Origin of the sequence: Halomonas sp. GD1P12 (genome assembly GCF_025725645.1) — a bacterium.
Lineage (GTDB): Bacteria > Pseudomonadota > Gammaproteobacteria > Pseudomonadales > Halomonadaceae > Vreelandella.
In genome coordinates, this window is the sequence record NZ_CP107007.1 from 468,206 (window position 1) to 489,292 (window position 21,087).

The 21,087-nt window shown below is 63.2% G+C and carries 19 protein-coding genes; 15 read left to right on the forward strand and 4 right to left on the reverse strand.

Translation table 11 applies throughout. The features are described 5' to 3' along the window. Positions 1 to 6 precede the first annotated feature (6 nt). Positions 7 to 1,131, reverse strand: a complete 1,125-nt coding sequence (locus tag OCT39_RS02250) for an ABC transporter ATP-binding protein (protein ID WP_263586082.1) — start codon at positions 1,129 to 1,131, stop codon at positions 7 to 9. A gap of 83 nt (positions 1,132 to 1,214) precedes the next feature. Continuing rightward, a complete protein-coding gene (locus OCT39_RS02255; protein WP_263586083.1) occupies positions 1,215 to 2,612 on the reverse strand; it encodes a sigma-54 interaction domain-containing protein in 1,398 nt (465 codons plus the stop codon). Positions 2,613 to 2,824: 212 nt separating this feature from the next. Between OCT39_RS02255 and speB the strand changes: the two genes are divergently transcribed. The 4 genes from speB (at position 2,825) to OCT39_RS02275 (ending at position 8,390) form a co-directional block, all read left to right on the forward strand. Continuing rightward, positions 2,825 to 3,775, forward strand: coding sequence for an agmatinase (speB, locus tag OCT39_RS02260; RefSeq protein ID WP_263586084.1), 951 nt, complete (start codon positions 2,825 to 2,827; stop codon positions 3,773 to 3,775). 146 nt (positions 3,776 to 3,921) lie between these two features. Continuing rightward, positions 3,922 to 5,304 (forward strand): YjiH family protein, encoded by a 1,383-nt coding sequence (locus OCT39_RS02265; protein WP_263586085.1) that lies wholly within the window; start codon positions 3,922 to 3,924, stop codon positions 5,302 to 5,304. Positions 5,305 to 5,313: 9 nt separating this feature from the next. Beyond that, a complete protein-coding gene (locus tag OCT39_RS02270; protein WP_263586086.1) occupies positions 5,314 to 6,948 on the forward strand; it encodes a 5-guanidino-2-oxopentanoate decarboxylase in 1,635 nt (544 codons plus the stop codon). After that, positions 6,945 to 8,390, forward strand: a complete 1,446-nt coding sequence (locus OCT39_RS02275; RefSeq protein WP_263586087.1) for an aldehyde dehydrogenase family protein — start codon at positions 6,945 to 6,947, stop codon at positions 8,388 to 8,390. The genes OCT39_RS02270 and OCT39_RS02275 overlap by 4 nt, the downstream gene beginning before the upstream one ends. Here OCT39_RS02275 and OCT39_RS02280 read toward each other — a convergent pair. Then, positions 8,387 to 9,322: a hydroxymethylglutaryl-CoA lyase gene (locus tag OCT39_RS02280; protein ID WP_263586088.1), complete on the reverse strand. Its 936-nt coding sequence runs from the start codon at positions 9,320 to 9,322 to the stop codon at positions 8,387 to 8,389. The genes OCT39_RS02275 and OCT39_RS02280 overlap by 4 nt on opposite strands. A gap of 10 nt (positions 9,323 to 9,332) precedes the next feature. Continuing rightward, positions 9,333 to 10,535, reverse strand: coding sequence for a CaiB/BaiF CoA transferase family protein (locus tag OCT39_RS02285; protein ID WP_263586089.1), 1,203 nt, complete (start codon positions 10,533 to 10,535; stop codon positions 9,333 to 9,335). A 150-nt stretch (positions 10,536 to 10,685) separates the two neighbouring features. On the opposite strand from OCT39_RS02285, the gene OCT39_RS02290 reads away from it, so the two are divergent. The 11 genes from OCT39_RS02290 (at position 10,686) to OCT39_RS02340 (ending at position 21,029) form a co-directional block, all read left to right on the forward strand. After that, on the forward strand, positions 10,686 to 11,594 hold the full coding sequence (locus OCT39_RS02290) for a LysR family transcriptional regulator (RefSeq protein ID WP_263587280.1): 909 nt from the start codon (positions 10,686 to 10,688) through the stop codon (positions 11,592 to 11,594). Between the two features lie 212 nt (positions 11,595 to 11,806). Further along, positions 11,807 to 12,796, forward strand: a complete 990-nt coding sequence (locus OCT39_RS02295; RefSeq protein ID WP_263586090.1) for a TRAP transporter substrate-binding protein — start codon at positions 11,807 to 11,809, stop codon at positions 12,794 to 12,796. 70 nt (positions 12,797 to 12,866) lie between these two features. Continuing rightward, positions 12,867 to 13,406: a TRAP transporter small permease gene (locus tag OCT39_RS02300; protein WP_263586091.1), complete on the forward strand. Its 540-nt coding sequence runs from the start codon at positions 12,867 to 12,869 to the stop codon at positions 13,404 to 13,406. Further along, positions 13,403 to 14,698, forward strand: coding sequence for a TRAP transporter large permease (locus tag OCT39_RS02305; protein ID WP_263586092.1), 1,296 nt, complete (start codon positions 13,403 to 13,405; stop codon positions 14,696 to 14,698). The genes OCT39_RS02300 and OCT39_RS02305 overlap by 4 nt, the downstream gene beginning before the upstream one ends. Before the next feature lie 358 nt (positions 14,699 to 15,056). Further along, a complete protein-coding gene (locus OCT39_RS02310; RefSeq protein WP_263586093.1) occupies positions 15,057 to 15,365 on the forward strand; it encodes a hypothetical protein in 309 nt (102 codons plus the stop codon). 181 nt (positions 15,366 to 15,546) lie between these two features. Then, positions 15,547 to 16,653 (forward strand): DUF1624 domain-containing protein, encoded by a 1,107-nt coding sequence (locus OCT39_RS02315; RefSeq protein WP_263586094.1) that lies wholly within the window; start codon positions 15,547 to 15,549, stop codon positions 16,651 to 16,653. A 78-nt stretch (positions 16,654 to 16,731) separates the two neighbouring features. Continuing rightward, complete coding sequence (locus OCT39_RS02320) at positions 16,732 to 17,838, forward strand: serine hydrolase (RefSeq protein WP_318152973.1); 1,107 nt, start codon at positions 16,732 to 16,734, stop codon at positions 17,836 to 17,838. A gap of 80 nt (positions 17,839 to 17,918) precedes the next feature. Next, positions 17,919 to 18,197: a peptidylprolyl isomerase gene (locus tag OCT39_RS02325; RefSeq protein ID WP_252106155.1), complete on the forward strand. Its 279-nt coding sequence runs from the start codon at positions 17,919 to 17,921 to the stop codon at positions 18,195 to 18,197. 83 nt (positions 18,198 to 18,280) lie between these two features. Beyond that, entirely contained in the window at positions 18,281 to 19,216 is a 936-nt protein-coding gene (locus OCT39_RS02330; protein WP_263586095.1) for an ABC transporter ATP-binding protein, read from the forward strand. Then, complete coding sequence (locus tag OCT39_RS02335; protein WP_263586096.1) at positions 19,213 to 19,974, forward strand: ABC transporter permease; 762 nt, start codon at positions 19,213 to 19,215, stop codon at positions 19,972 to 19,974. The genes OCT39_RS02330 and OCT39_RS02335 overlap by 4 nt, the downstream gene beginning before the upstream one ends. A 41-nt stretch (positions 19,975 to 20,015) precedes the next feature. Continuing rightward, on the forward strand, positions 20,016 to 21,029 hold the full coding sequence (locus OCT39_RS02340; RefSeq protein ID WP_263586097.1) for a nucleoid-associated protein: 1,014 nt from the start codon (positions 20,016 to 20,018) through the stop codon (positions 21,027 to 21,029). The last annotated feature ends 58 nt before the right edge of the window (positions 21,030 to 21,087 follow it).

The following is a 21,087-nucleotide window of genomic DNA, read 5'->3' on the forward strand; positions in this document are numbered from 1 at the left end:
GGCGAATCAGTGCTGGAACGAGCCTACCGTCGGCGGGCGGGCAACGCTTCTTGGGGCGGCGGCGAAGGCGCGGGGCGCCAAATGCTCGTGTCGCAGACCGTCGGCGGCGAACAGATGCGCCTTTTCCGGCGCCCAGTAGAGGCGGCAGGCCGCCTCTTCGATAGCGGGGCGGCCCGCCACGCGTACGCGAAGAGAGTGGCTGCCCACGCTCACGTGAACGACGGTGTCGGCGCCCAGGTACTCTTCGCCCTCGATGCGTGCGGCAACGCCGGGCGCGTTTTCAGGGCGAAGCTCGATATCCTCGGGGCGAACGCCGAGCTGCCCGCCGGCGGCTTCCAGCGGCGCGACGGGGGTGGTGTCGCCGTCGATCACAGCACCGGCAACACCGGCGACCAAAGGCAGTAGATTCATGGCGGGGCTTCCTATGAAACTGGCGGCGAAGGCGCTCGCCGGCTGGTTGTAGAGCTCACTCGGGGTGGCGTCCTGAACGATGCGGCCGTGCTGCATCAAAATGACCCGGTCGCCCATGCTCATGGCTTCCACCTGATCGTGAGTGACGTAAATCACCGTCATATCGAGCCGGCGCTGCAGCGCCTTGATTTCGCGGCGCATCTCGGTGCGTAGGCGCGCATCCAGGTTCGAAAGCGGCTCGTCCATCAGACAAATCGGGTGCTCGGAAACGATGGCGCGGGCCAGCGCCACCCGCTGGCGCTGGCCGCCGGACAGGTTCGCCGGCTTGCGGTCGAGATAGGGTGTCAGGTCGACCAGCTCGGCCACGTGTGCAAGGCGCTTTTGGCGTTCGGCCCTGGGCACGCGGCGGCTCTTCAGGCCAAAGACGATGTTCTCGGCCACGCTCAGGTGGGGAAAGAGCGCGTAGGACTGAAATACCATCGAGAGACCGCGATCCCCGGGCGGGGCGCGCGTGACGTTGCGCTCGCCGATGTGAATTGCGCCGCTTGAGGCCTCTTCGAGCCCGGCGATCATGCGCAGCGTGGTCGATTTACCGCAGCCGGAGGGCCCCAGCAGAATGACGAACTGCCCCGGCGTCACCTCAAACGAGATGTCGTCGACAGCGGCGATGGCGCCCCACTGTTTGGAGACGCCCGCCAGTTGAATGCGCGATTGGCTCATGGCTTTCACCAAAGATGGACCGTGGCCAATCACTGTGGGTCAAGGACGTTGCCGTTGTGTGACGCTTGCGTGGCGAAAGTGTGTCAGCGAAGTTTAAGCCCGTGACGCTTGAGCTTTCGCACCACGCTTGATTGGCTGATTCCCAGGTGCTCGGCCAGCGCGTAGGTGCTGGCGTGCGTGCGACAGCCGCGCTCAAGAAGCTCGCGCTCCAGTCGCGCAAGGTAGGCGGGCAGGGATTCACCCTCGAGGGGAGGCGGCGTGCTCGGCGCCTTTGGCGTGTGGGGCGCAGCGGCAGGCGAAGAGGAGGGCTCAACGCCTTCGATGCGATCGAGCGCGCTCGAAAGCCAGGCGCGCTCCAGCCAATTCTCGAGCTCGCGCACGTTGCCGGGCCAGTCGCTGCCCATCAGCGTCGACCAGACGTGGTTGTCGAGAAACTTCTGCCGCCCGTAGTGGGCGTTGAGCCGCGCCAGACACGCCTCGGCAAGCCCCGGAATGTCCTCGCGGCGATCGCGAAGTGCCGGCAGCGTCACGGGAATCACGTTGAGGCGGTAGTAGAGATCCAGCCGGAAAAGGCCTTCCTGCACGCGCGCCGCCAGGTCCTGGTTGGTGGCGACCACCAGGCGGAAATCGACCCGGCGGGGGCGGGTGTCGCCCAGGCGCGTCATCTTGCCGTCCTGAATTACCTTCAAAAGCTTGGTCTGCATCAACAGCGGAAGCTCGCCGATCTCGTCGAGAAACAGCGTGCCGCCTTCGGCCTGCTCCAGAAGCCCCGCCTTGCCCTGGCGGGCGGCGCCGCTGAACGCGCCGGGCTGGTAGCCGAACATCTCGGACTCGAACAGGTTCTCCGGAATGGCGCCGCAGTTGACCTCGACGAAGGGGCCGGCCGCGCGCTCGCTCCAGCGGTGGAGCTGACGGGCAAACGCCGTTTTGCCCACGCCGGATTCCCCCAGCATCAGCACGCTGGCCCCGGAAGGCGCGACGCGCTTCAAAAGGCTTGCGACCTCGCGCATCGCGTGACTTCGCACCTGAAGCTCCTCCAAAGCGCTGTCGAGCGCCGGGTCGTCGGTCACACTCTGGCCGCGCTTGACGTGCTCGTTGAAGCGCTTTTGCAACAGCGCGTACTCGTCCTGCAAAAGCTGAAGGTCGGTCATGTCCCGCGAGCGGCTGACGATGCGCTCGAGCCTGCCGTTCACGAACACCGGGTGGGCCTCGGCGATCACCCGCCGCCCGGTGCCGGTGACCTGCATCAGCTGCGCCGGGCGGTGGGTGCGCATGACCTCCAGACTGATGGAGGGCCTGAGCACGCCGTCGCGCTCAAGCTCTCTGACGTTGCTGCCCAGTAGCGCCTCGCGCGAGAGCCCGTACACCGCCTCGACGCCGGGGCTGATGTCCAGTATTTGACCGTCACCACTCACGATGAAGAAGTGGTCGTTGGCGGTCTCCACGATGGTCTTGAGCACGCTGCGATCGATTTCGTCCACGCCGTTTTCCTCGAACCGATGGTGACTCGTCAATGCAAAAACGACTCGATGCTACGCGTTTTCGAGTCGTTTTTGCATCAACCAGGGCGGATAAAGACCGATTTTGGGGGCTCATCTCGCCTGGCACGCTAAATGCAGTATCTGTGTAAACCTTTCGATCGGGCTCAGTGTTCAGGACGCTGGACTCGAGAATCATTACAAGGAGAAGCGCCGTGAGTGATTTCAACCAGCCGCTGGGCGGCAACAGCGTACCGCGCTTTGGCGGACCGGCGACCATGATGCGCCTGCCTAGCCAAGAAAGTGCCGAAGGTCTCGACGTTGCCTTTATTGGTATCCCCATGGATATCGGCACCTCCAACCGACCCGGCACGCGGATGGGCCCGCGCCAGATTCGCGACGAGTCGCGCATGCTGCGCCCCTACAACATGGCCACTCGCGCCGCGCCTTTTGAGTCCCTGCAGGTGGCGGACATCGGCGACGTGCCGATCAACACCTTCCACCTGCCCAAGAGCGTGGACATCATCACCGCGTTCTTCGACGACGTGCTAAGCCACGACTGCGTGCCGTTGACGCTTGGTGGCGACCACACCATGACGCTGCCGATTCTGCGCGCCATGGCCAAAAAGCACGGCCCCGTGGGGCTGATTCATATCGATGCCCACGCCGACGTCAACGAGCACATGTTCGGCGAGGAGATTGCCCACGGCACCACCTTCCGCCGAGCCCAGGAAGAGGGGCTTTTGGCGAAAGAGAAGGTGGTGCAGATCGGCCTGCGCGGTACCGGCTACGCCGCCGAGGACTTCGACTGGTGCCGCGACCAGGGCTTTCGCGTGGTTCAGGCCGAGGCGTGCTGGTACCAGTCGCTGGCGCCCTTGATGGACGAGGTGCGCGCACAGATGGGCGACACACCGGTGTACATCAGCTTCGACATCGACGGCCTCGACCCGTCGGTGGCGCCGGGCACCGGCACCGTCGAGATGGGCGGGCTGACCTCCCATCAGGGCCTCGAGATCGTGCGCGGCGCGGCGGGGCTCAACATCGTCGGCGGTGATCTCGTCGAGGTTTCGCCGCCGTATGACACCAGCGGCAATACCGCGCTGATGGGCGCCACGCTTTTGTACGAGATGCTCTGCGTGCTGCCGGGCGTGAAGAAAGGAGAGTGATCGCGTTGGGCGCCGTTCGGGCGCCCGTCTGAAAGCGATACGGGTAATAAAAAGAACGATAAAAAAACGACAAAAAAGAAAGGTCGAACCTTTCCTGCGAACGCCGCCAGCCCACCTTCAATAATCATTTCCAACAGGTGAACATCATGTCCGACCCTCAAGCGATACACGATGAGCGCGCGCCCGACGAGGCCATCCCGCGCCGCCATCTGCTCAAGTTCCTGATTCCCTCGATCATCGGGGTGTTGCTGTTTCTGGTGCCGTTTCAAACCGGTGAGTCGGTCAACATCGGTATGGGGATGATGGCCGATGGCCTGCAGGCACTACTCGGCGGGGCGCTGCCGCTGATCGCCATGGTGGTGCTGTGCGTGTCGGTCATCGTTACACTCTACGTGAAGGCCGCGAAACCGGCCTGGGCCCAGGGCGGGCACTTCGGCGACATGTTTCAGGTCGGGGCGATCTGGGTGGCGCTGCGCGTGTTGGGCGCCATTTTCGTGGTGATGACCTATTTTCAAGTGGGCCCCGAATTCGTCACCGCCTCGTTTACCGGCGGGGTCATGCTCAACGACCTGGCGCCGGTGCTTTTGACGTTTTTCTTCTTCGCTGCGATTTTGCTGCCATTTCTGGTCGAGTTCGGCTTCATGGAGTTCATCGGTAGCCTGGTGCGCAAGCCGTTTCGCCTCATCTTCAATCTGCCGGGGCGCAGCGCCATCGATGCCACCGCCTCCTGGATGGGTTCGGGCACCGTGGGCGTGCTGATCACTTCCCAGCAATACGAGCAGGGCTTCTACAGCGGCCGCGAGGCCTCGGTGATCGCCACCAACTTCTCCGTGGCGTCCATTGCCTTCAGCCTGCTGGTGGTTAACTTCGTCGATTTGAACCACCTGTTCGTGCCGTTCTACTTCACCGTGGTGGTTTCCGGGCTGATTGCCGCGATCATCGTCTCGCGCATTCCGCCGCTGTCGCTGAAATCCGACGACTACCATGAGCCGGTCGGCTGTCAGATTCGCGAAGAGAACACCGGCCGCGCCGGGCTTTTCCGCTACAGTCTGCAGCAGGCCACGCGCCGCGCCGCAGGCGCGCCGGGACCCATGGCGCTTGCCAAACTGGCGCTGATCAACGTCATCGACATCTTCCTGACGCTTCTGCCGCTGGTGTTCGCGATCGGCACCGTCGCGCTGATTCTGGCCGAGTTCACGCCGCTCTTTACCTGGCTCTCCTACCCCATGGTGCCGGTGCTGGAGTGGCTGCGCATTCCTGAAGCTCAGGCCGCGGCACCGGCCACACTGGTGGGCTTTGCCGATATGTTTCTGCCGGCGGTGCTGGCCACCAATATCGACAGCGAGCTCACCCGCTTCGTGATCGCGTGTCTGTCGATGACGCAGCTGGTGTACATGTCCGAAATCGGCGCGCTGCTGCTGAAGTCGAAGATTCCCATCGCGCTTTGGGAGCTGGCAGCGGTCTTTCTGCTGCGCACCGCCATTACGCTGCCGATCATCGCCTTGATCGCGCATACCCTCGTCTTTTAAGGAGCTTCGATGAAAGAGCACGATACGATGACCTGCGCCGAGCTTCTGATTCGCCTTCTGCGCGACACCTACGGCGTCGACACCCTCTTCGGCATCCCCGGCGTGCACACGGTCGAGCTCTACCGCGGCCTCGAAGGCGGAGGCATCCGTCACGTCACGCCGCGCCACGAACAGGGCGCGGGCTTCATGGCCGACGGCTACGCCCGCGCCAGCGGCCAGCCCGGGGTGTGTTTGATCATCACCGGCCCCGGCATGACCAACATTGCCACCGCCATGGGCCAGGCGCTCGCGGATTCGATTCCGATGCTGGTGATCTCGAGCGTCAACCGCCGCGACACCCTGGGGCTCGGCCAGGGGCGGCTCCACGAGCTACAAAGCCAGCAGCAGGTGATCAGCGGTGTGGCGCGCTTCAGCCATACGCTGCTCGACGCCGATACGCTGCCCGAGGTCCTGGCTCGCGCCTTTACAGTGTTTAGAGGCGCACGCCCGGGCCCGGTGCATATCGAGATTCCCATCGATCTGTTCGACGCGCCGGTCACGCCGCCGCGCTCCTGGCAGGCACCGCGCCTTTACCGCGCGGCGCCGGACCCGGAAGGCCTGCGCGAAGCAGCAAGGCTTTTGGAGGCGGCGAAGCGCCCGCTGGTGCTCTTGGGCGGCGGCTGCGAGGATGCCTTCCAGGCCGCCCACGCGCTGGTCGAACGCCTCGACGCGCCGACGGTTACCACCATCAACGCCAAGGGGCTTTTGGGGCGCGACCATCCGCTGGATCTCGGCGCCAACGCAGCACTCCCCGCGGTGCGCCGGCTGGCCTCAAATGCCGATGTGATTCTCGCCGTGGGCACCGAGCTCGGTGAAACCGATTATGACGTGGTGTTCGACGACGGCTTTCTGCTGACCGGCACGCTGATTCGCGTGGATATCGACGCCGAGCAGCTGGCACGCAACCAGGCCACCACGCTTGGGCTGGTGGGGGATGCCGGACGCACGCTGGCGCTGCTGGCCGAGTATTTTCCCGAACCGCTGTCGCGGGGCGGTGCCGAGCGGGTCAGTCAGGCGCTGGCGGAACTCGATCTGGAAAATGATTCGGCGTTTTCCACCTTCGTATTGCTCTACGAGACGCTTGCCGAGCATCTGCCCGAGGCGATTCTGGTGGGCGACTCCACCGCGCCGGTCTACGCCGGCAATCATCTGGTCAGTCAGCCCCAGCCGCGGCGCTACTTCAACGCCTCGACGGGCTACGGGACGCTGGGCTACGGGTTGCCCGCCGCGCTTGGCGCCCAGCTCGCGCAGCCGCAGCTTCGCGTGGTGGCGCTAGTGGGCGATGGCGGGGTGATGTTTACGCTCTCGGAGATCGCCACCGCCGTCGAGGAGCAGCTTCCTGTCGTGATCCTGCTGTGGCACAACGCGGGGTACGAGGAGATCCGCCGCTATATGGACGATAACGGCGTGGCGCGCCTGGGCGTCGACCTCAAGGCGCCAGACTTTTTGATCCTCGCCGACGGCTTCGGCTGCCCGTCCGCCCATATCGAAAGCCCGTCCCAGTTGGCGGCGGCGCTTGCCGAGCGCGACGCCGCTCGTCCGCTTCTCATCGAAATCGACGCCGCCGTTTGGCAGCAAGGCGCTACCCGTTCGGAGACACCATGAAAATCCTCGATCAGCAGTTCATCAACAACCAGTGGGTGCTCTCTGAAGGCACGCGAAAGCTGGAGGTGGTTAATCCGTACCGCGAAGAAGTGATCGCACGCGTCACGGCGGGTGCCGCTCAGGATGTCGACGCTGCGGTGCAAGCAGCACGACAGGCTCAGCCCGCGTGGCAGGCGCTAGGCGGCGCGGTGCGTGCGGAGTATCTCGACGGCTTTGCAGGCGCCTTGACCGCCCGGCGCGAGGCGCTGATCGAGCTGAGTGCCACCAACAACGGCAAGCCGCTAATGGAAGCGGGCATCGACCTGGATGACGCGATTGCCTGCTATCGCTATTACGCCGGCCAGGCGCGGGCGCTGGACGCCCGCCAGGGCGAACGGGTCGAGGTCGAGATGGAGGGCGTCGAGGCGCGGGCCTACCTGGACCCCGCCGGCGTGGTTGCTCTAATCACGCCCTGGAATTTTCCGTTGGTCACCAGCGCCTGGAAGCTCGCCCCGGCCTTGGCTGCCGGTTGTACCGTGGTGCTGAAGCCTTCCGAAGTGGTGCCGCTGCCCGAGCAGGCGCTGGCGGAAATCGCACTGGACATCGGCCTGCCCGCGGGCGTGCTGAATCTCTTGAACGGCGATGGTGACGGCATTGGCGCGCCGCTGGCAAGTCATCCGGGCGTAGACAAAATCTCCTTCACCGGCAGCAACCGCGTGGGCGAGGCGGTGATGAAGGCCGCGAGCGCGCGCACTGCCGGGGTATCGCTGGAGCTTGGCGGCAAGTCGCCCATTCTGGTGATGGAGGACGCGGATCCTTCGCAGGCCGTCGACTGGGTCATGGCGGGCATCTACTTCAACGCCGGCCAGATCTGCTCGGCGACCTCGCGCCTTTTAGTGCACGAAGACGTGGCCGAGGCGCTTTTTGAGGCGCTTGCCACGCGAATGGACGCGCTCACTCTGGGCGACCCGCTTGACGAGGGCACTGACCTGGGCCCGCTCACCAGCGCCAGACAGCGGGACGCCGTCAACGGCTACCTGGATATCGCCGAACAGGAAGGGCTGACCGCGGTACGCGATCACACCCACTACACCTTGCCCGAGCAGGGCTACTTCGCCGCCCCGACGCTTTACCGCGACGTGCCGGTAGAAAGCCGCCTATGGCGCGAGGAGATCTTCGGCCCCGTGCTCTGCGCGCGCAGCGTCAGGGATGAGGCGGAGGCGGTCGCGCTCGCCAACGACAGCGACTTTGGCCTCGCCGCCACGGTGATCAGCGGCGACGTTGATCGCGCCAGGCGCATCGGCCAGCAACTCAAGGCTGGCAGCATCTGGTACAACACCGAGCAGCTGGTGCTACCGGAGACCGCCTGGGGTGGCTTCAAGCGAAGCGGCATCGGCCGCGAGCTTGGGCCCTGGGGGCTCAGTGCGTATCTGGAGGTGAAGCACGTGGTGGGGCCGGCCTAGCGCGCCGGCATTGGGTAGCGCCGGTCCCACTTGCCGGCCTTGACCACCTGCCCGGGCACGTCGTGACCGACGAGCTCGGGCAGCATGGCGGCCACTTCCAGCAGGGCGTCCAGATCCACACCGGTGTTCACGCCCATCGCCTCGAACATGTGCACCAGGTCCTCGGTACAGACGTTGCCCGTTGCGCCCGGCGCGAAGGGGCAGCCGCCAAGGCCCCCCAGGGCCGAGTCGAAGCGGGTGATGCCCGCCTGCCAGGCGGCCAGCGCGTTGGCCAAGCCCATGCCGCGGGTGTTATGCACGTGCAGGGTGAAAGCGGTGCCTGGCCAGCGGGCGATGACCGCTTCACAAAGCGCCTTCACTTGGGCGGGGTTGGCCATGCCGGTGGTGTCGCACAGCGTGACGCCCTGAATCCCGAGGGCGACCAATTGCTCGATGAGTTCCAGAACGCGCTTCTGGGGGACTTCGCCTTCGAACGGGCAGCCGAAGGTCGTCGATAGCGAGGCGTTGACGAACACGCTGTTTTCCCGCGCCACGTCCAGGATTTCGCCAAAGCGCTCGATCGACTGCTCGGGCGTCATGCGCAGGTTGGCCAGGCCGTGGCTGTCGCTTGCCGACATGACCAGGTTGAGTTCATCGACTTGGCAGGCCAGAGCGCGTTCAGCGCCCTTGAGGTTGGGCACCAGCACGGTAATCTCGACGCCGTCGCGGCGCTTGATGCCGTTGACGACTTCTGAGGCGTCCGCCAGGTTGGGGATCGCCTTGGGCGAGGTGAAGGAGGTGGCTTCGATACGCGCAAGGCCGGTTTGGGAGAGCGCGTTGATCCAGCGGATCTTGTCCGGCGTGGGCACGAAGCGCTTCTCGATCTGCAGGCCATCGCGGGGGCCGACTTCATTGATCTCGATGCGCTCGGGGCAGGGAGTTTGGGGGATCATGGTGCGCTCCTTAAATGATGCCGGCGCCGCGCAGCTTGGCGCGGGTGGCCTGGTCGATACCGAGTTCGTCGAGCACTTCCTCGGTGTGCTGGCCAAGTTTTGGGCCGCCGTTACCGAGCCGCCCGGGGGTGGCGCTGAGTTTGGGTAGCACGCCGGGCACCTTCAGCGGCTCGCCGCTTTCGCGGGTATAGGTCTGAATCATCTCGCGGGCGATGTAGTGTGGATCAAACGCGATGTCCTGGGCAGTGTAGGGGTAGCCGGCGGGCACGCGGGCATCGTCCAGCGCTTGGAGAATCGCATCGCGCGGGCGCTGCTCGGTCCAGGCCTCAATGGCGGCATCGATCATGGCGGCTTCCCGGCTGCGCCCGTCGTTATGGGCAAGCGCCGGGTCCTCGGCCAGATCAGGGCGGCCGATCACGCCCATCAGGCGTTTGAAGATGCTGTCGCCGTTGCCGGCAATCAGCACGTACTCGCCGCCTTCGCAGCGGTAGGCATTCGAGGGCGTGATGCCGGGCAGGGCGCTGCCGCTTGGCTCGCGGACCTGGCCACTGGCGTCGAATTCCGGCAGCAGGCTCTCCATCATCGCAAAGACCGACTCATAAAGCGCCACGTCGATCTCCTGGCCCAGGCCGCTCTTCTGGCGCTCCTGCAGCGCGAGCAGCGTGCCGATTACCGCATAAAGCGCCGAGAGCGAATCGCCGATGCTCACACCCACGCGCACCGATGGCTCACCAGGCTGGCCGGTCAGGTAGCGAAGCCCGCCCATCGCCTCGCCGATCACGCCGAAGCCCGGCTTGTCGCGGTAGGGGCCGGTCTGGCCGTAGCCGGAGATATGCACCATGATCAGGCCCGGGTTAAGCGTTGATAGCGTCTCCCAGCCCAGATTCCAGCCATCCAGCGTGCCCGGGCGGAAGTTCTCGACCACCACGTCCGCCTCCTGGGCGAGCTTTCGAACGAGTGCCTGCCCCTCTTCGCTTCTAAGGTCCAGCGCCACTGAGCGCTTGTTGCGCGTCTGTACGTGCCACCAGAGCGAGGTGCCTTCTTCCATCATTCGCCATTTGCGAAGCGGGTCGCCTGTCCCGGGCGGCTCGATCTTGATGATATCGGCGCCGAATTCGCCCAGTAACTTGGTGGCGAAAGGCCCCGCGATCAGCTGACCAAGTTCCAACACCTTGATGCCTTTTAGCGGTAGTTCACGAGTCGTTGTAGTCACCGACGGCCTCTCTCTATGACGGTTATAGGAGTATCCTTACCTTCAGCATGCTCAAGGGGTGCGCGTTCGACAATTAGGCAATCGATAAGCAGGACTTCGTGAACGACGAAAGGATGCGTTAGCATGAATATTCGTTTTCAGGAGACAGCCATGCGCCGGTTCGACTTCACGACATTGAAGCTTTTCATTTCCGTCGCGGATGAAGGCCGCCTGACCGCCGCGGCCGAACGCGAGCATCTGGCGCTGGCGGCGGTGAGCAAGCGCATGAGCGACCTGGAGGTGCTCGTGGGTACCACGCTTTTATATCGCAAGCCGCGCGGCGTGGAGCTAACGCCTGCCGGCCACGCTTTTTTGCATCACGCCCGCCAGATTCTGGATAACCTCGAGCGGCTGCAAGCGGAGCTGGACGAGTACAGCGAAGGCGTCAAGGGCCACGTACGTATCCACTCCAACACCTCCGCGATCATCGCATTTCTGCCACAGGATCTGAGTGCGTTTTGCACGCGCTATCCGGATATCAAGATCGACCTGCAGGAGCGGGTAAGCAGCGAAATCATCACGGCGGTACGCGATGGGCTCACCGATGTCGGCGTGTTCGCCGGCCACGTCGCCGCACCGGATCTCGAGTGCAAGCCTTATCGTCAGGATCGGCTCATGCTGGTCATGGCTGCCGACCATCCGCTGGCACAGCGTGAGCACATCACCTTTTTTGATGCGCTCGATTTCGATTTCATCGGCCTACAGCAGGATACCTCCCTTCACTCCCTTCTCCTCGAGCAGGCGCAGCGAACGGGCGGCGCGCTGCGCATGCGTATTCAGGTGCGAAGCTTCGATGCCATTTGCCGAATGATTCACCACGGCATGGGGATCGGTATTCTGCCCGAGCAGACGATCTATCGGGATTTGCGAGACCTTCGGCTGACAAGCATTCCATTGGCCGAGCCCTGGGCGCAGCGTGAGCTGGTGATCGGCATGCGCCGCTACGCAACGCTTTCGGCCACCGCCCGACATCTGGTCGATCATCTCACTCGAAAAGTGCCTGCTGACGCCGCAACGTGAGTCTCGCCGCATGCTTCTTTAGTCGTATAGCCTTTGAGGTACCCCTATCAATGACCCGTCCTGACAGCGTTTAAAGCCATCGTATTTGACGAAGGCTGCCTTCACGAACGTCGATTTGAGCCCTGACACCCCTTGTTTCAAGATCGAGCCAACACACAGGCTGCCCCAGGGTGTGCAGCGCCTAATAACGACAACCGTAGAGAGTCACGACAATGCGGAAATCACTACTGGCCACGCTGGCAGGTGTTGGCATGTTGACGGCGACGCCGTTCGTACTGGCCGACACGATCGAAATCCAGGTCAACAACACCATGAGCGAGGGCGGCTCGGAAAGCGCCGCCGTCGAACGCTTCGCTGAGTACCTGGAAGAGCAGGCACCCGGGCGTTTCGACGTTCGCCCTTTCCTGGCAGGCTCGCTTGGTGGCGAGGATTCGGTGCTGGAGCTTCTCAATCTGGGGCAGACCCAGATCTCGCTGACCGGTGGCAACTGGCGCCAGCAGTACGCGCCGGAATATGACGCTATCACCGTGCCGTTTCTGTTCACCACGTGGGATCAGGTCGACCGCTATCTCGACAGCCCCTCGGGTCAAACCATGGTGGAGCAGGCCGAACAGCGCGGCGGGCTCAAGTTCCTGGGGCTTCAGCACCGTGGTCCGCGCCACATGACGGCCAACAAGGAAATCCATACGCCCGAGGACCTGGAAGGCTTTCGTTTGCGTCTCCCGTCACTGCCGATCTGGCTGACGGTATGGGAGGAGATTGGTGCGCAGGTGGTGAACGTGCCCGCGCCGGAAATCTATCTGGCGATGCAGACCGGCCAGGTGGACGGACACGAAAACTCGCTCTCCTCACCCTATACCCGGCGCCTGTGGGAAGTGCAGGACTACCTCATCATGACCAGCCACGTGCAGTTCCCCTGGAGCTGGGTGGCGAGCGCGCGCTGGTGGGATGGTTTGAGCGAAGAGGATCAGGCGCTGATCAGCGAGGCCGTGGACGTGGCGCGCGAGTACGGTAACGAGCAAGAGCGCGAACTCGACGACTACTACCTCGACGCGCTTCAGGAAGAGGGCATGACGGTCATCGAGCCCGATGTCAAAGCATTCCGCGAAGCGGCCATGCCCGCCATCGACGAGGTGCTATCCGAGATGGCCGAAGGCGTTCGTGACGATGCCGTCAACGCCAGCGCCGTCCCGGCCGAATGATTGACCGGCGGCGCTCGCGCGAGCGCCGCCTCTTTTAGCCGCCCCTTGTTATAAGCGAAGGAGTGAATTCGTGGATGAAACATTGCCGCCTGCGGGCGGCGTTGATCGTTTTGCCTTTGGCGTATTACGCCTTGTCACCCGTGTGTGCGACGCCCTGGGGGTTGCCATCCTGGTGGGCATACTGGGGCTTGTCGTCACCGCGGTGCTGGCGCGGGACTTTCTGAACTGGGGAATGCCCTGGAGCGAGGAAGTCGTGTCGCTGATGGCCATTTACGCCGTTGGTTTAGGATCGATCTCGGCCTGGGTGCGAAGCGATCATCTGGTCGTCGATCTTTTCAGCCACCGCCTGAACGGGCTGGGCCGCCAGGTGCAGTACCGGTTCATCGCGCTGGTATCGCTTGGCTTTTTTGCCCTCGCGGGCTGGGGCGCCTGGGTCATGGCAAAGGCCAGTGCCTACAACAATACCGTCTCGCTCGGCATCAGCTTCACCTATCTCTATTACGCGCTGTTGCTGAGCTTTGCCTGTATGGCGCTGATCGCGCTTTGGCAGGTGCTTCGCGGTCCGGTTAGCTGGGGCGTCGAAACCGCTCATGAGGAGCACGCCCCATGACCGAATTGGCTATTTTCGTTGGCGGGCTGCTGGGGCTGATGATGATCGGCCTGCCCGTGGTGGTCGCCATTGGCGTGACCTCCTTTATCGCGCTGGCGGTGACCGGCGCGGGCGGCCTGCCGGTGGAGCTTCTGTCGCTTCGCATGGTGCAAACGCTCAACAACTTCACGCTACTGGCCATACCGCTGTTCATTCTGGCGGCCAACATCATGAACCTGGGCTCGACCACGACGCGAATTTTCGATTTCGCCACCGCGCTGGTGGGCTTCACTCGCGGCGGGCTTGGCCACGCCAACGTGGTGGCGAGCTCCATTTTCGCCACCATGTCCGGCACCGCCGTCGCCGATGCCGCGGGACTTGGCAGCATCGAAATCAAGGCGATGAAAGAGCGCGGCTACGCGCTCGATTACACCACCGGGATCACCGCGACCTCGAGCGTGGTGGGCCCTATTCTGCCGCCGAGTATCGCGCTGGTGGTGTACGGCTGGCTTGCCAACGTCAGCATCGGCGGGCTGTTCATGGCGGGGCTGCTGCCCGGTATTCTGATGGCCGCGCTGCTGATGGGCATGACCGTGTTTCTCGGCGCGACCGGGCGGGTCAAGATGCCCGAGCCGACCCCGTTCGACGGCGGCGAAGTGCTGCGCACCGGCCAGCGGGCGATGTTACCCCTGTTGATGCCGGCCATCATCGTCGGCGGTATCTGGGGCGGCTTCTTCACGCCTACCGAAGCCGGCGCCATCGCCTCGCTCTACGCCATCGTCCTCGGCGGCGTGATCTATCGCGACCTGACGCTGAAGAGTCTGTATGACGCCTTTCGCCGCACGCTGATGTTCAGCGCGGTGATTCTGCTGATCATTGCGGTGTCGAGCTTCTACGGCTGGATTCTGGTGCGCATGGGCATCCCCCAGGCGTTGGCGGGCCAGGTTGCGAGCCTCGACATGCCCACCTTCGCGCTGTTGATCTGCTTTGCGCTGTTCTTTCTGTTGATCGGCTGCTTCATGTCGGTGATCGAAAGCATTCTGATCTTTACCCCGATCGTAGTGCCCGCCGCGCTGACCGCCGGCCTCGACCCGATCCACTTCGGCATCGTCATGGTCATTACGCTCTCGATCGGCGTCATCACGCCACCTTTCGGCACGGTGCTGTTCATGATGGTCAGCATCACCAAACTGCGCTACGGCCAGGTGGTCAAGGCGGTCCTGCCGTTTCTGATTCCGGTGATACTTGCGATTTTGCTGTTGATCGCCATTCCGGGGCTCGCGACCTGGCTTCCGGAGGTGATGGGATATTAAAAGGCCTCACTCTCATTTTTGAATGAGGTAAGTAAAACGCCGGCTCCCAAGCCGGCGTTTTGCTAACCCCGGTTGACATGACCACCCCGGCCCATGTGCCAACCGTAAACAAAATAATTCTCATTATTCCTGGTTTGGAACAGGCTTTGGCCTACGGTTTTTGTTGCAAGATTATGACGTGAAAGGACTTTAAGATAAGTGGTGCCAACCTGGTACGCCCGCTGCAATGAGTGGGCCGAGAGCGCAACGTCAGGATGACGAGTCACTCTCGTGTCGACTCAGTAAACGTGTTAACTGGGCATTTCATCTTTCGCCCACGTTTTAAAGCAGCAAAGCGAAACCACCAGGAGGTACGATCATGAAGAAGGAATCTCTGAAAAAGCTGGGTATCCTCGGCGTCTCTTTCGGGCTGATGGCAAGCCCACTGGCCTTTGCCGGTATGGAAGAAGAGACCACCACGCCACAGGAGCCAACGCCGCACGAAGACTCGATGCAGGAGGGGCAGGGCACCTACCAGAGTGATGAAACGGATCAACAGCCGGGTGTGACGACCGAGTACGAAGAGGAAGAGCAGGAATTTACTTACGAGGAAGAAGAGGAGGAGCAGGAGGAGTGGGAAACCGATACGGATACCGGCACCGACATGGAGTCCGACAGCAACTGGTAACCCGTTCCTGATCAAGGAGACACTGCTTCTGGCTCACGGATGAGCCACGAAACGCCCCGCCGATTGCGGGGCGTTTTGCGTTTAAAGGGCCTCGCTACCCCTGATTTGAGCGTTGGGCTAAGGTTAACGTTCTCCACTACGGCTTGAGCGCTTTCAAGCCGCCGACAGGGATGTACGTTACGTGCCGAGTTTTAACGAAGTGCCGGTATTGCCTCGGATCGAGGGGCGGGTCGAGGCGATCGATCTGGCCCGCGGTATCGCGATTGGACTGATGATTTTGAGCCACACCGTCAGCGGGCTGGTGGGGATCCCCAACGTGCCCGAGTGGGGTATGGTGCCGGTGCATCTGCTCACCAAATTTTCCTCGTCGCTGTTCATTACGGTGTTCGGTATCGCGCTGGCAGTGGCGTTTCTGCCGCGCACACAAAACGAGGATTGGCCCCAGCGGCGGCTGAAGCTCTGGCTGCGTGGCCTCGAGGTGTGGTTTTGGTACAAGGCGCTGACCATCGTCGAAATGCTGCCCTTCTACGCCCCCGCCGACATCCTCACCACGCTTTTGTACGGCAACTTCGCCATCTGGGTGGAGATCCTCGGCTTCTACGCCATCGCACTCGTCTGGGTGCCGCTGATCCTGCCGCTATGGGCGAAGGCACCGCTGTGGTCGCGGCTAGCGGCGATTGTCGGGTTTACGGCGCTCTCTGCCTGGCTTCAGGGGTTCGATTTCGGCGGCCACGCCATTTTGAAGGCGCTGCTGGTCGATCATCCCGACTACTACGCCTGGGGGCAGCTAAGTCGCGCACCGCTCATTTTCATCGGGCTTTTGATCGGCGAGGCGGCGCTTCGCTGTCACGGCGAGCAGGGCGCGCAGCGCCGGCTGGTGCTAGCGTTGATCGCGCTCGGCGCGGTGATGGTCGGTGCTTTTTACGCGCTATCCGCAGCCCAGGGCGACGTGTACGCGGCCATGACGGCGGTGGCGAATAACGTCGGCAAGCATCCTCCAGGGCTTGCCTTCATGCTGTTCAGCGTCGGCGGGGCCTTCATCATTCTGGGCTTGGCATTGACCGGCGGGCGCGCCGCCGCCCGGGCACTTTTGCCGCTGACGCTGGTCGGAAGCGACGCGCTCAAGGCGTTCATTTTTCATATCGTGATGATCTTTCTGGTGCTGCGCTTTCTGCTGGGCTTGAACGACACCATCACGTACCCCCAAGCGCTGGGCGCCGGGGGGCTTTTGATTCTTGGCACGGCGCTCTGGATCTGGCTTACCCGCTGGATGGCCGCGCACCGCTAAACGCTGCGCGGTTCAGGTCGGCCTGAGCATGACGACACAGTAGTAACGACACAGAAGCAACAATACAGAGGAAACGCTTTGCGAGGGTTGATACGCACGCTCCAATACGGGCTTTTACTGGTGGCGCTTTCAATCGCGCTGCCGGCCCAGGCCGACTGGTATTTTGAAGTCGATAAACAAAGCGCTTGGCAGGGGAGTTTGAGCACGCGGCTGGCCACCGTCGAGGAGGCCTTTGGTGGAGCGCTGGGCGTCTACGTTCAGAATCTGAAAAGCGGCGAGGCGTTCTCCTGGCAGGCGGATACGCCGTGGTATCTGGCCTCATTGATCAAGGTGCCCGTGGCCGCCGAGGTGCTGGCCCGGCGCCAGGCAGGCGATCTGACGCTTGACCAGCGTCTGACGCTTGCCCAGAGCGATTTCGTCGACGGCGCGGGCCCGGTGATCTGGCACGACCCGGGCACGCCGATCTCGATCGAGTATCTGCTCGAACAGATGATCACCGTCAGCGACAACACCGCCACCGATATGCTGATCGACCGCGTCGGACTTCCCGCCGTCAACGCCCGGGCGGCGCAGATGGTCGCCGCCAGCGGCGGCGACCCAGGCGAGCTGGGCCCGATCACGACGCTCAAGGGGGTACGCCGGGGCGTGTACGGCGAGCTGCACCCCGAGGCGCGCTCGCTTGCCGGTACCGACTTCATCGAGCTTCGCAAACACCGCGTCAGCCAGCGCCCCGCGGCGCTGGCGCGGCGGCTGGGCGCTTCCTCCCAGACCCTTCGCCAGCCCGACTACGCCAGCGCCTTCGATGCCTACCAGCGCACTGGCGAAAACACCGCGACGCTGCGCGCCTACGGCGATCTGCTCGCCTCGCTCGAAAACGCTGGGCAGGGCGACCTGGACGCCACCCAGCGCCAAGCGCTGATCGAAGTGATGACGCGCACCCGCTCAGGCCAGGCGCGCTTGACGCGTGGCCTGGGGGAGAGCATTACCTTTGCCCACAAGACCGGTACTCAGCATCACCGAAGCTGCGACGCAGGGCTTGCGTACAGCGAGGCGGCTGCGCAAACCGCGGGCCCCTGGGTGATCGTTACCTGCACCCGCGGGGGGCAGCCGCGCGCCGCCCATGAGCAGGCGCTGGCTCGCGTGGGCGAAGCGCTCAGAATCACCGGCGCGGTAGGCGCACCCTGAGCCCCCAGGTGGGCGGCGTGCGTGTTAAACTGAGGCCTCTAACTCATGGCTCACTTAAACGAACCCAATGGAGGCTTATCATGGCCAGTGCCAGCGCCCGTCATATTCTGGTAGACAGCGAAGAGCAGTGTCTCGCGCTGAAGCAAGAGATCGAAAACGGCCGCGACTTCGCGGACGTGGCAAAAGAGCACTCGAACTGCCCGTCCGGTCGTCAGGGCGGCGAGCTCGGTACCTTCGGCCCCGGCCAGATGGTCCCCGAGTTCGACAAGGTGGTCTTTAACGGCGAGCTGAACCAGGTCCACGGCCCGGTCCAGACCCAGTTTGGCTACCACCTGCTCGAAGTCACCAGCCGCAGTTAATCGGCCTGTTGCCGGCCGGCCTCACCCGCCGGCCGCTTTGGGCCGCCAGGCACCGTGGCCCGTCGCGGTGTGAGGAGCACGCCTTGAACGACCCCATCATCTCGATCGAGGGCTTGAATAAAACCTACGAAGGTGGCTTTCAAGCGCTCAAGCACGTGGATTTGTCCATCCAGCGTGGCGAAATTTTTGCGCTGCTCGGCCCGAACGGCGCGGGCAAGACCACCCTGATCAGTCTGGTATGCGGGCTGGTCAACCCAAGCGCCGGGCGCGTGAGCGTCGACGGCTTCGACAACGTCAAGCAGTACCGCCAGGCGCGCGAGCGCATCGGCCTGGTGCCCCAGGAGCTGACCAACGAGGCGTTTGAAACGGTCTGGAACACGGTGAGCTTCAGCCGCGGGCTGTTTGGCAAAGCGCCAAACCCGGCCCACATCGAAAAGGTGCTCAAGTCGCTGGCGCTGTGGGACAAGCGCAATAACCGCCTGATCACGCTTTCCGGTGGCATGAAGCGCCGCGTATTGATCGCCAAGGCACTCTCCCACGAGCCGCGTATCCTGTTTCTCGACGAGCCCACCGCCGGCGTGGACGTGGCGCTACGCCGCGACATGTGGGAGGTGGTGCGCAAGCTTCGCGACGACGGCGTCACCATCATACTCACCACCCACTACATCGAAGAGGCCGAGGAGATGGCCGATCGCATCGGCGTGATCAACGGCGGTGAAGTGGTGTTGGTGGAAGAGAAAGCCGCGCTGATGAAAAAGCTCGGCAGCAAGCAGCTCACTCTTGAGCTACACACGCCGCTGCCGGCACTGCCGCCGCGCCTGCAGGTCGACACCCTGACGCTGAGTGGTGATGGCCGCTCGCTGGTGTATACCTACGATGGTCACCAGGAAGAGGAGGGCCGCGGCGTGTCAGCGCTTTTGAGCGTGCTCAACGAAGAGGAGATCCTGGTGAAGGATTTACATACCCGGCAGAGCTCGCTGGAGGATATTTTCGTCGATCTGGTCAAGGAGCGCTCATGAATCTCTACCCCGTCCGTTCGATCTACATGGCGGAAATGGCGCGCACCCGGCGCACGCTGTTGCAAAGCATCGTCTCGCCGGTGATCTCCACCTCGCTCTACTTCGTGGTATTTGGCGCGGCGATCGGCTCGCGCATTAGCGAGATCAACGGCGTGAGCTACGGCGCCTTTATCGTGCCCGGGTTGATCATGCTGATGCTTCTGACCCAGAGCGTGTCGAATGCCTCCTTCGGTATCTTCTTTCCCAAGTTTTCCGGCAGCATCTACGAAATTCTGTCGGCGCCCATTTCGTATCTGGAAGTGGTGGTGGGCTACGTGGGCGCGGCGGCGTCGAAGTCGATGCTGTTGGGGCTGATCATTCTCGGCACGTCGAGCTTTTTCGTGCCGCTGGAGATCGCTCATCCATTCTGGATGCTCGCCTTTCTGGTACTCACCGCCGTGACCTTCAGCCTGCTGGGTTTCATCATTGGTATCTGGGCGGATGGCTTCGACAAGCTGCAGATCGTGCCGCTTCTGATCATCACGCCGCTGACGTTTCTGGGCGGCAGCTTCTACTCCATCGATATGCTCCCGCCGTTTTGGCAGGCCGTGACGCTGGCCAACCCGGTGGTGTATCTGATCAGCGGCTTTCGCTGGAGCTTCTACGGCATCAGCGATGTCAGCCTCTGGGCGAGTGTCGGCATGGTCGCGCTCTTTCTCGCCGTGAGCCTGGCCATGGTGGGCTGGATTTTCCACACTGGCTACCGGCTCAAGCCTTGACCCCTTTCGATCGTTCAACCGCTTAAAAGGCTCGTTTCTCTATGCCGCTTTTGCAAAGCATCGTGCACCGTTTGGACCCTACACTTGACGGCGAACGCCTGACCGTCACCGCTGCCCCGGGGCCTGCCGACAGTAATGACGACACGATGGCCGCGTTGGTCAGCAAGCTCGCGGACACCTACAACACCAAGGCGAAGGGCTGGGGGCGGTTTGCCAGCGAAGGCGAGCAGGCCGGGCCGCTGGTGGCCTGGCTCGACGCGTATTCGAAAGGCGAGCTTGAGTTCGAAGCGCTGAGCACTCAGCTGACCGAGCGGCTGGCCCGCGAATTACAGGAAACGCTCTCGGTGGGCGGCTATCTGGTCATCGCCCATCAGCGCCAAGGCGATACCGAAACGTTTTTTTTCGCACTGTTACATCAGCGTGAAGGCATCGGCATCGGGGAGGCGCACCAGGCGGTGCCCGCCGCCCAGCTCAATACTCAGCAGCTCACCCTGGCCGCGCGGGTCAATCTGACCCAGTGGCAGCAGGGCGATGGTGCGGGCAGCCAGCAGTACGTTTCGTTTTTGAAAGACCGCGGCGCGAAGAAGCTGGCCGACGGTGTGGCGGCGGTGCTCGGCATGGAGGAGGGCATCGATGCCCCGGCGGAGACCCGCACGCTGCTCAAGGCGTTCAGCGACTACGTGGAAAGCGAAGACCTCGACGAGGAGGCCAGTCGCGAGAAGACCGAGTCGCTGGTGGACTACGCCCACGAGCAGATGCGCCGGGGCGAGCCGATGACGCTCGAGGAGCTTTCGGGACTGGTCGACGAGCAAGCACCCAGGGCGTTCTATGAGCACATTCGCAACGCCGACTACGGCCTTTCGCCGGAGATTCCGCCGGACAAGAAAACGCTGAGCCAGTTTCGTCGCTTTACCGGCCGCGCTGGTGGCGTCTCGATCAGCTTCGACTCGCACCTTTTGGGTTCGAGCATCGAGTACGACGAAGGCCAGGACCGGCTGATCATCAAGCAGGTGCCCAGGCAGCTCAAGGAGCAGCTCGCCAAGCGCAAGGAGTGACCTTTCTGCGCGGCGGCGAGTCAGTAGATAGACGTGTGAGGATGATCAAGGACGCGGC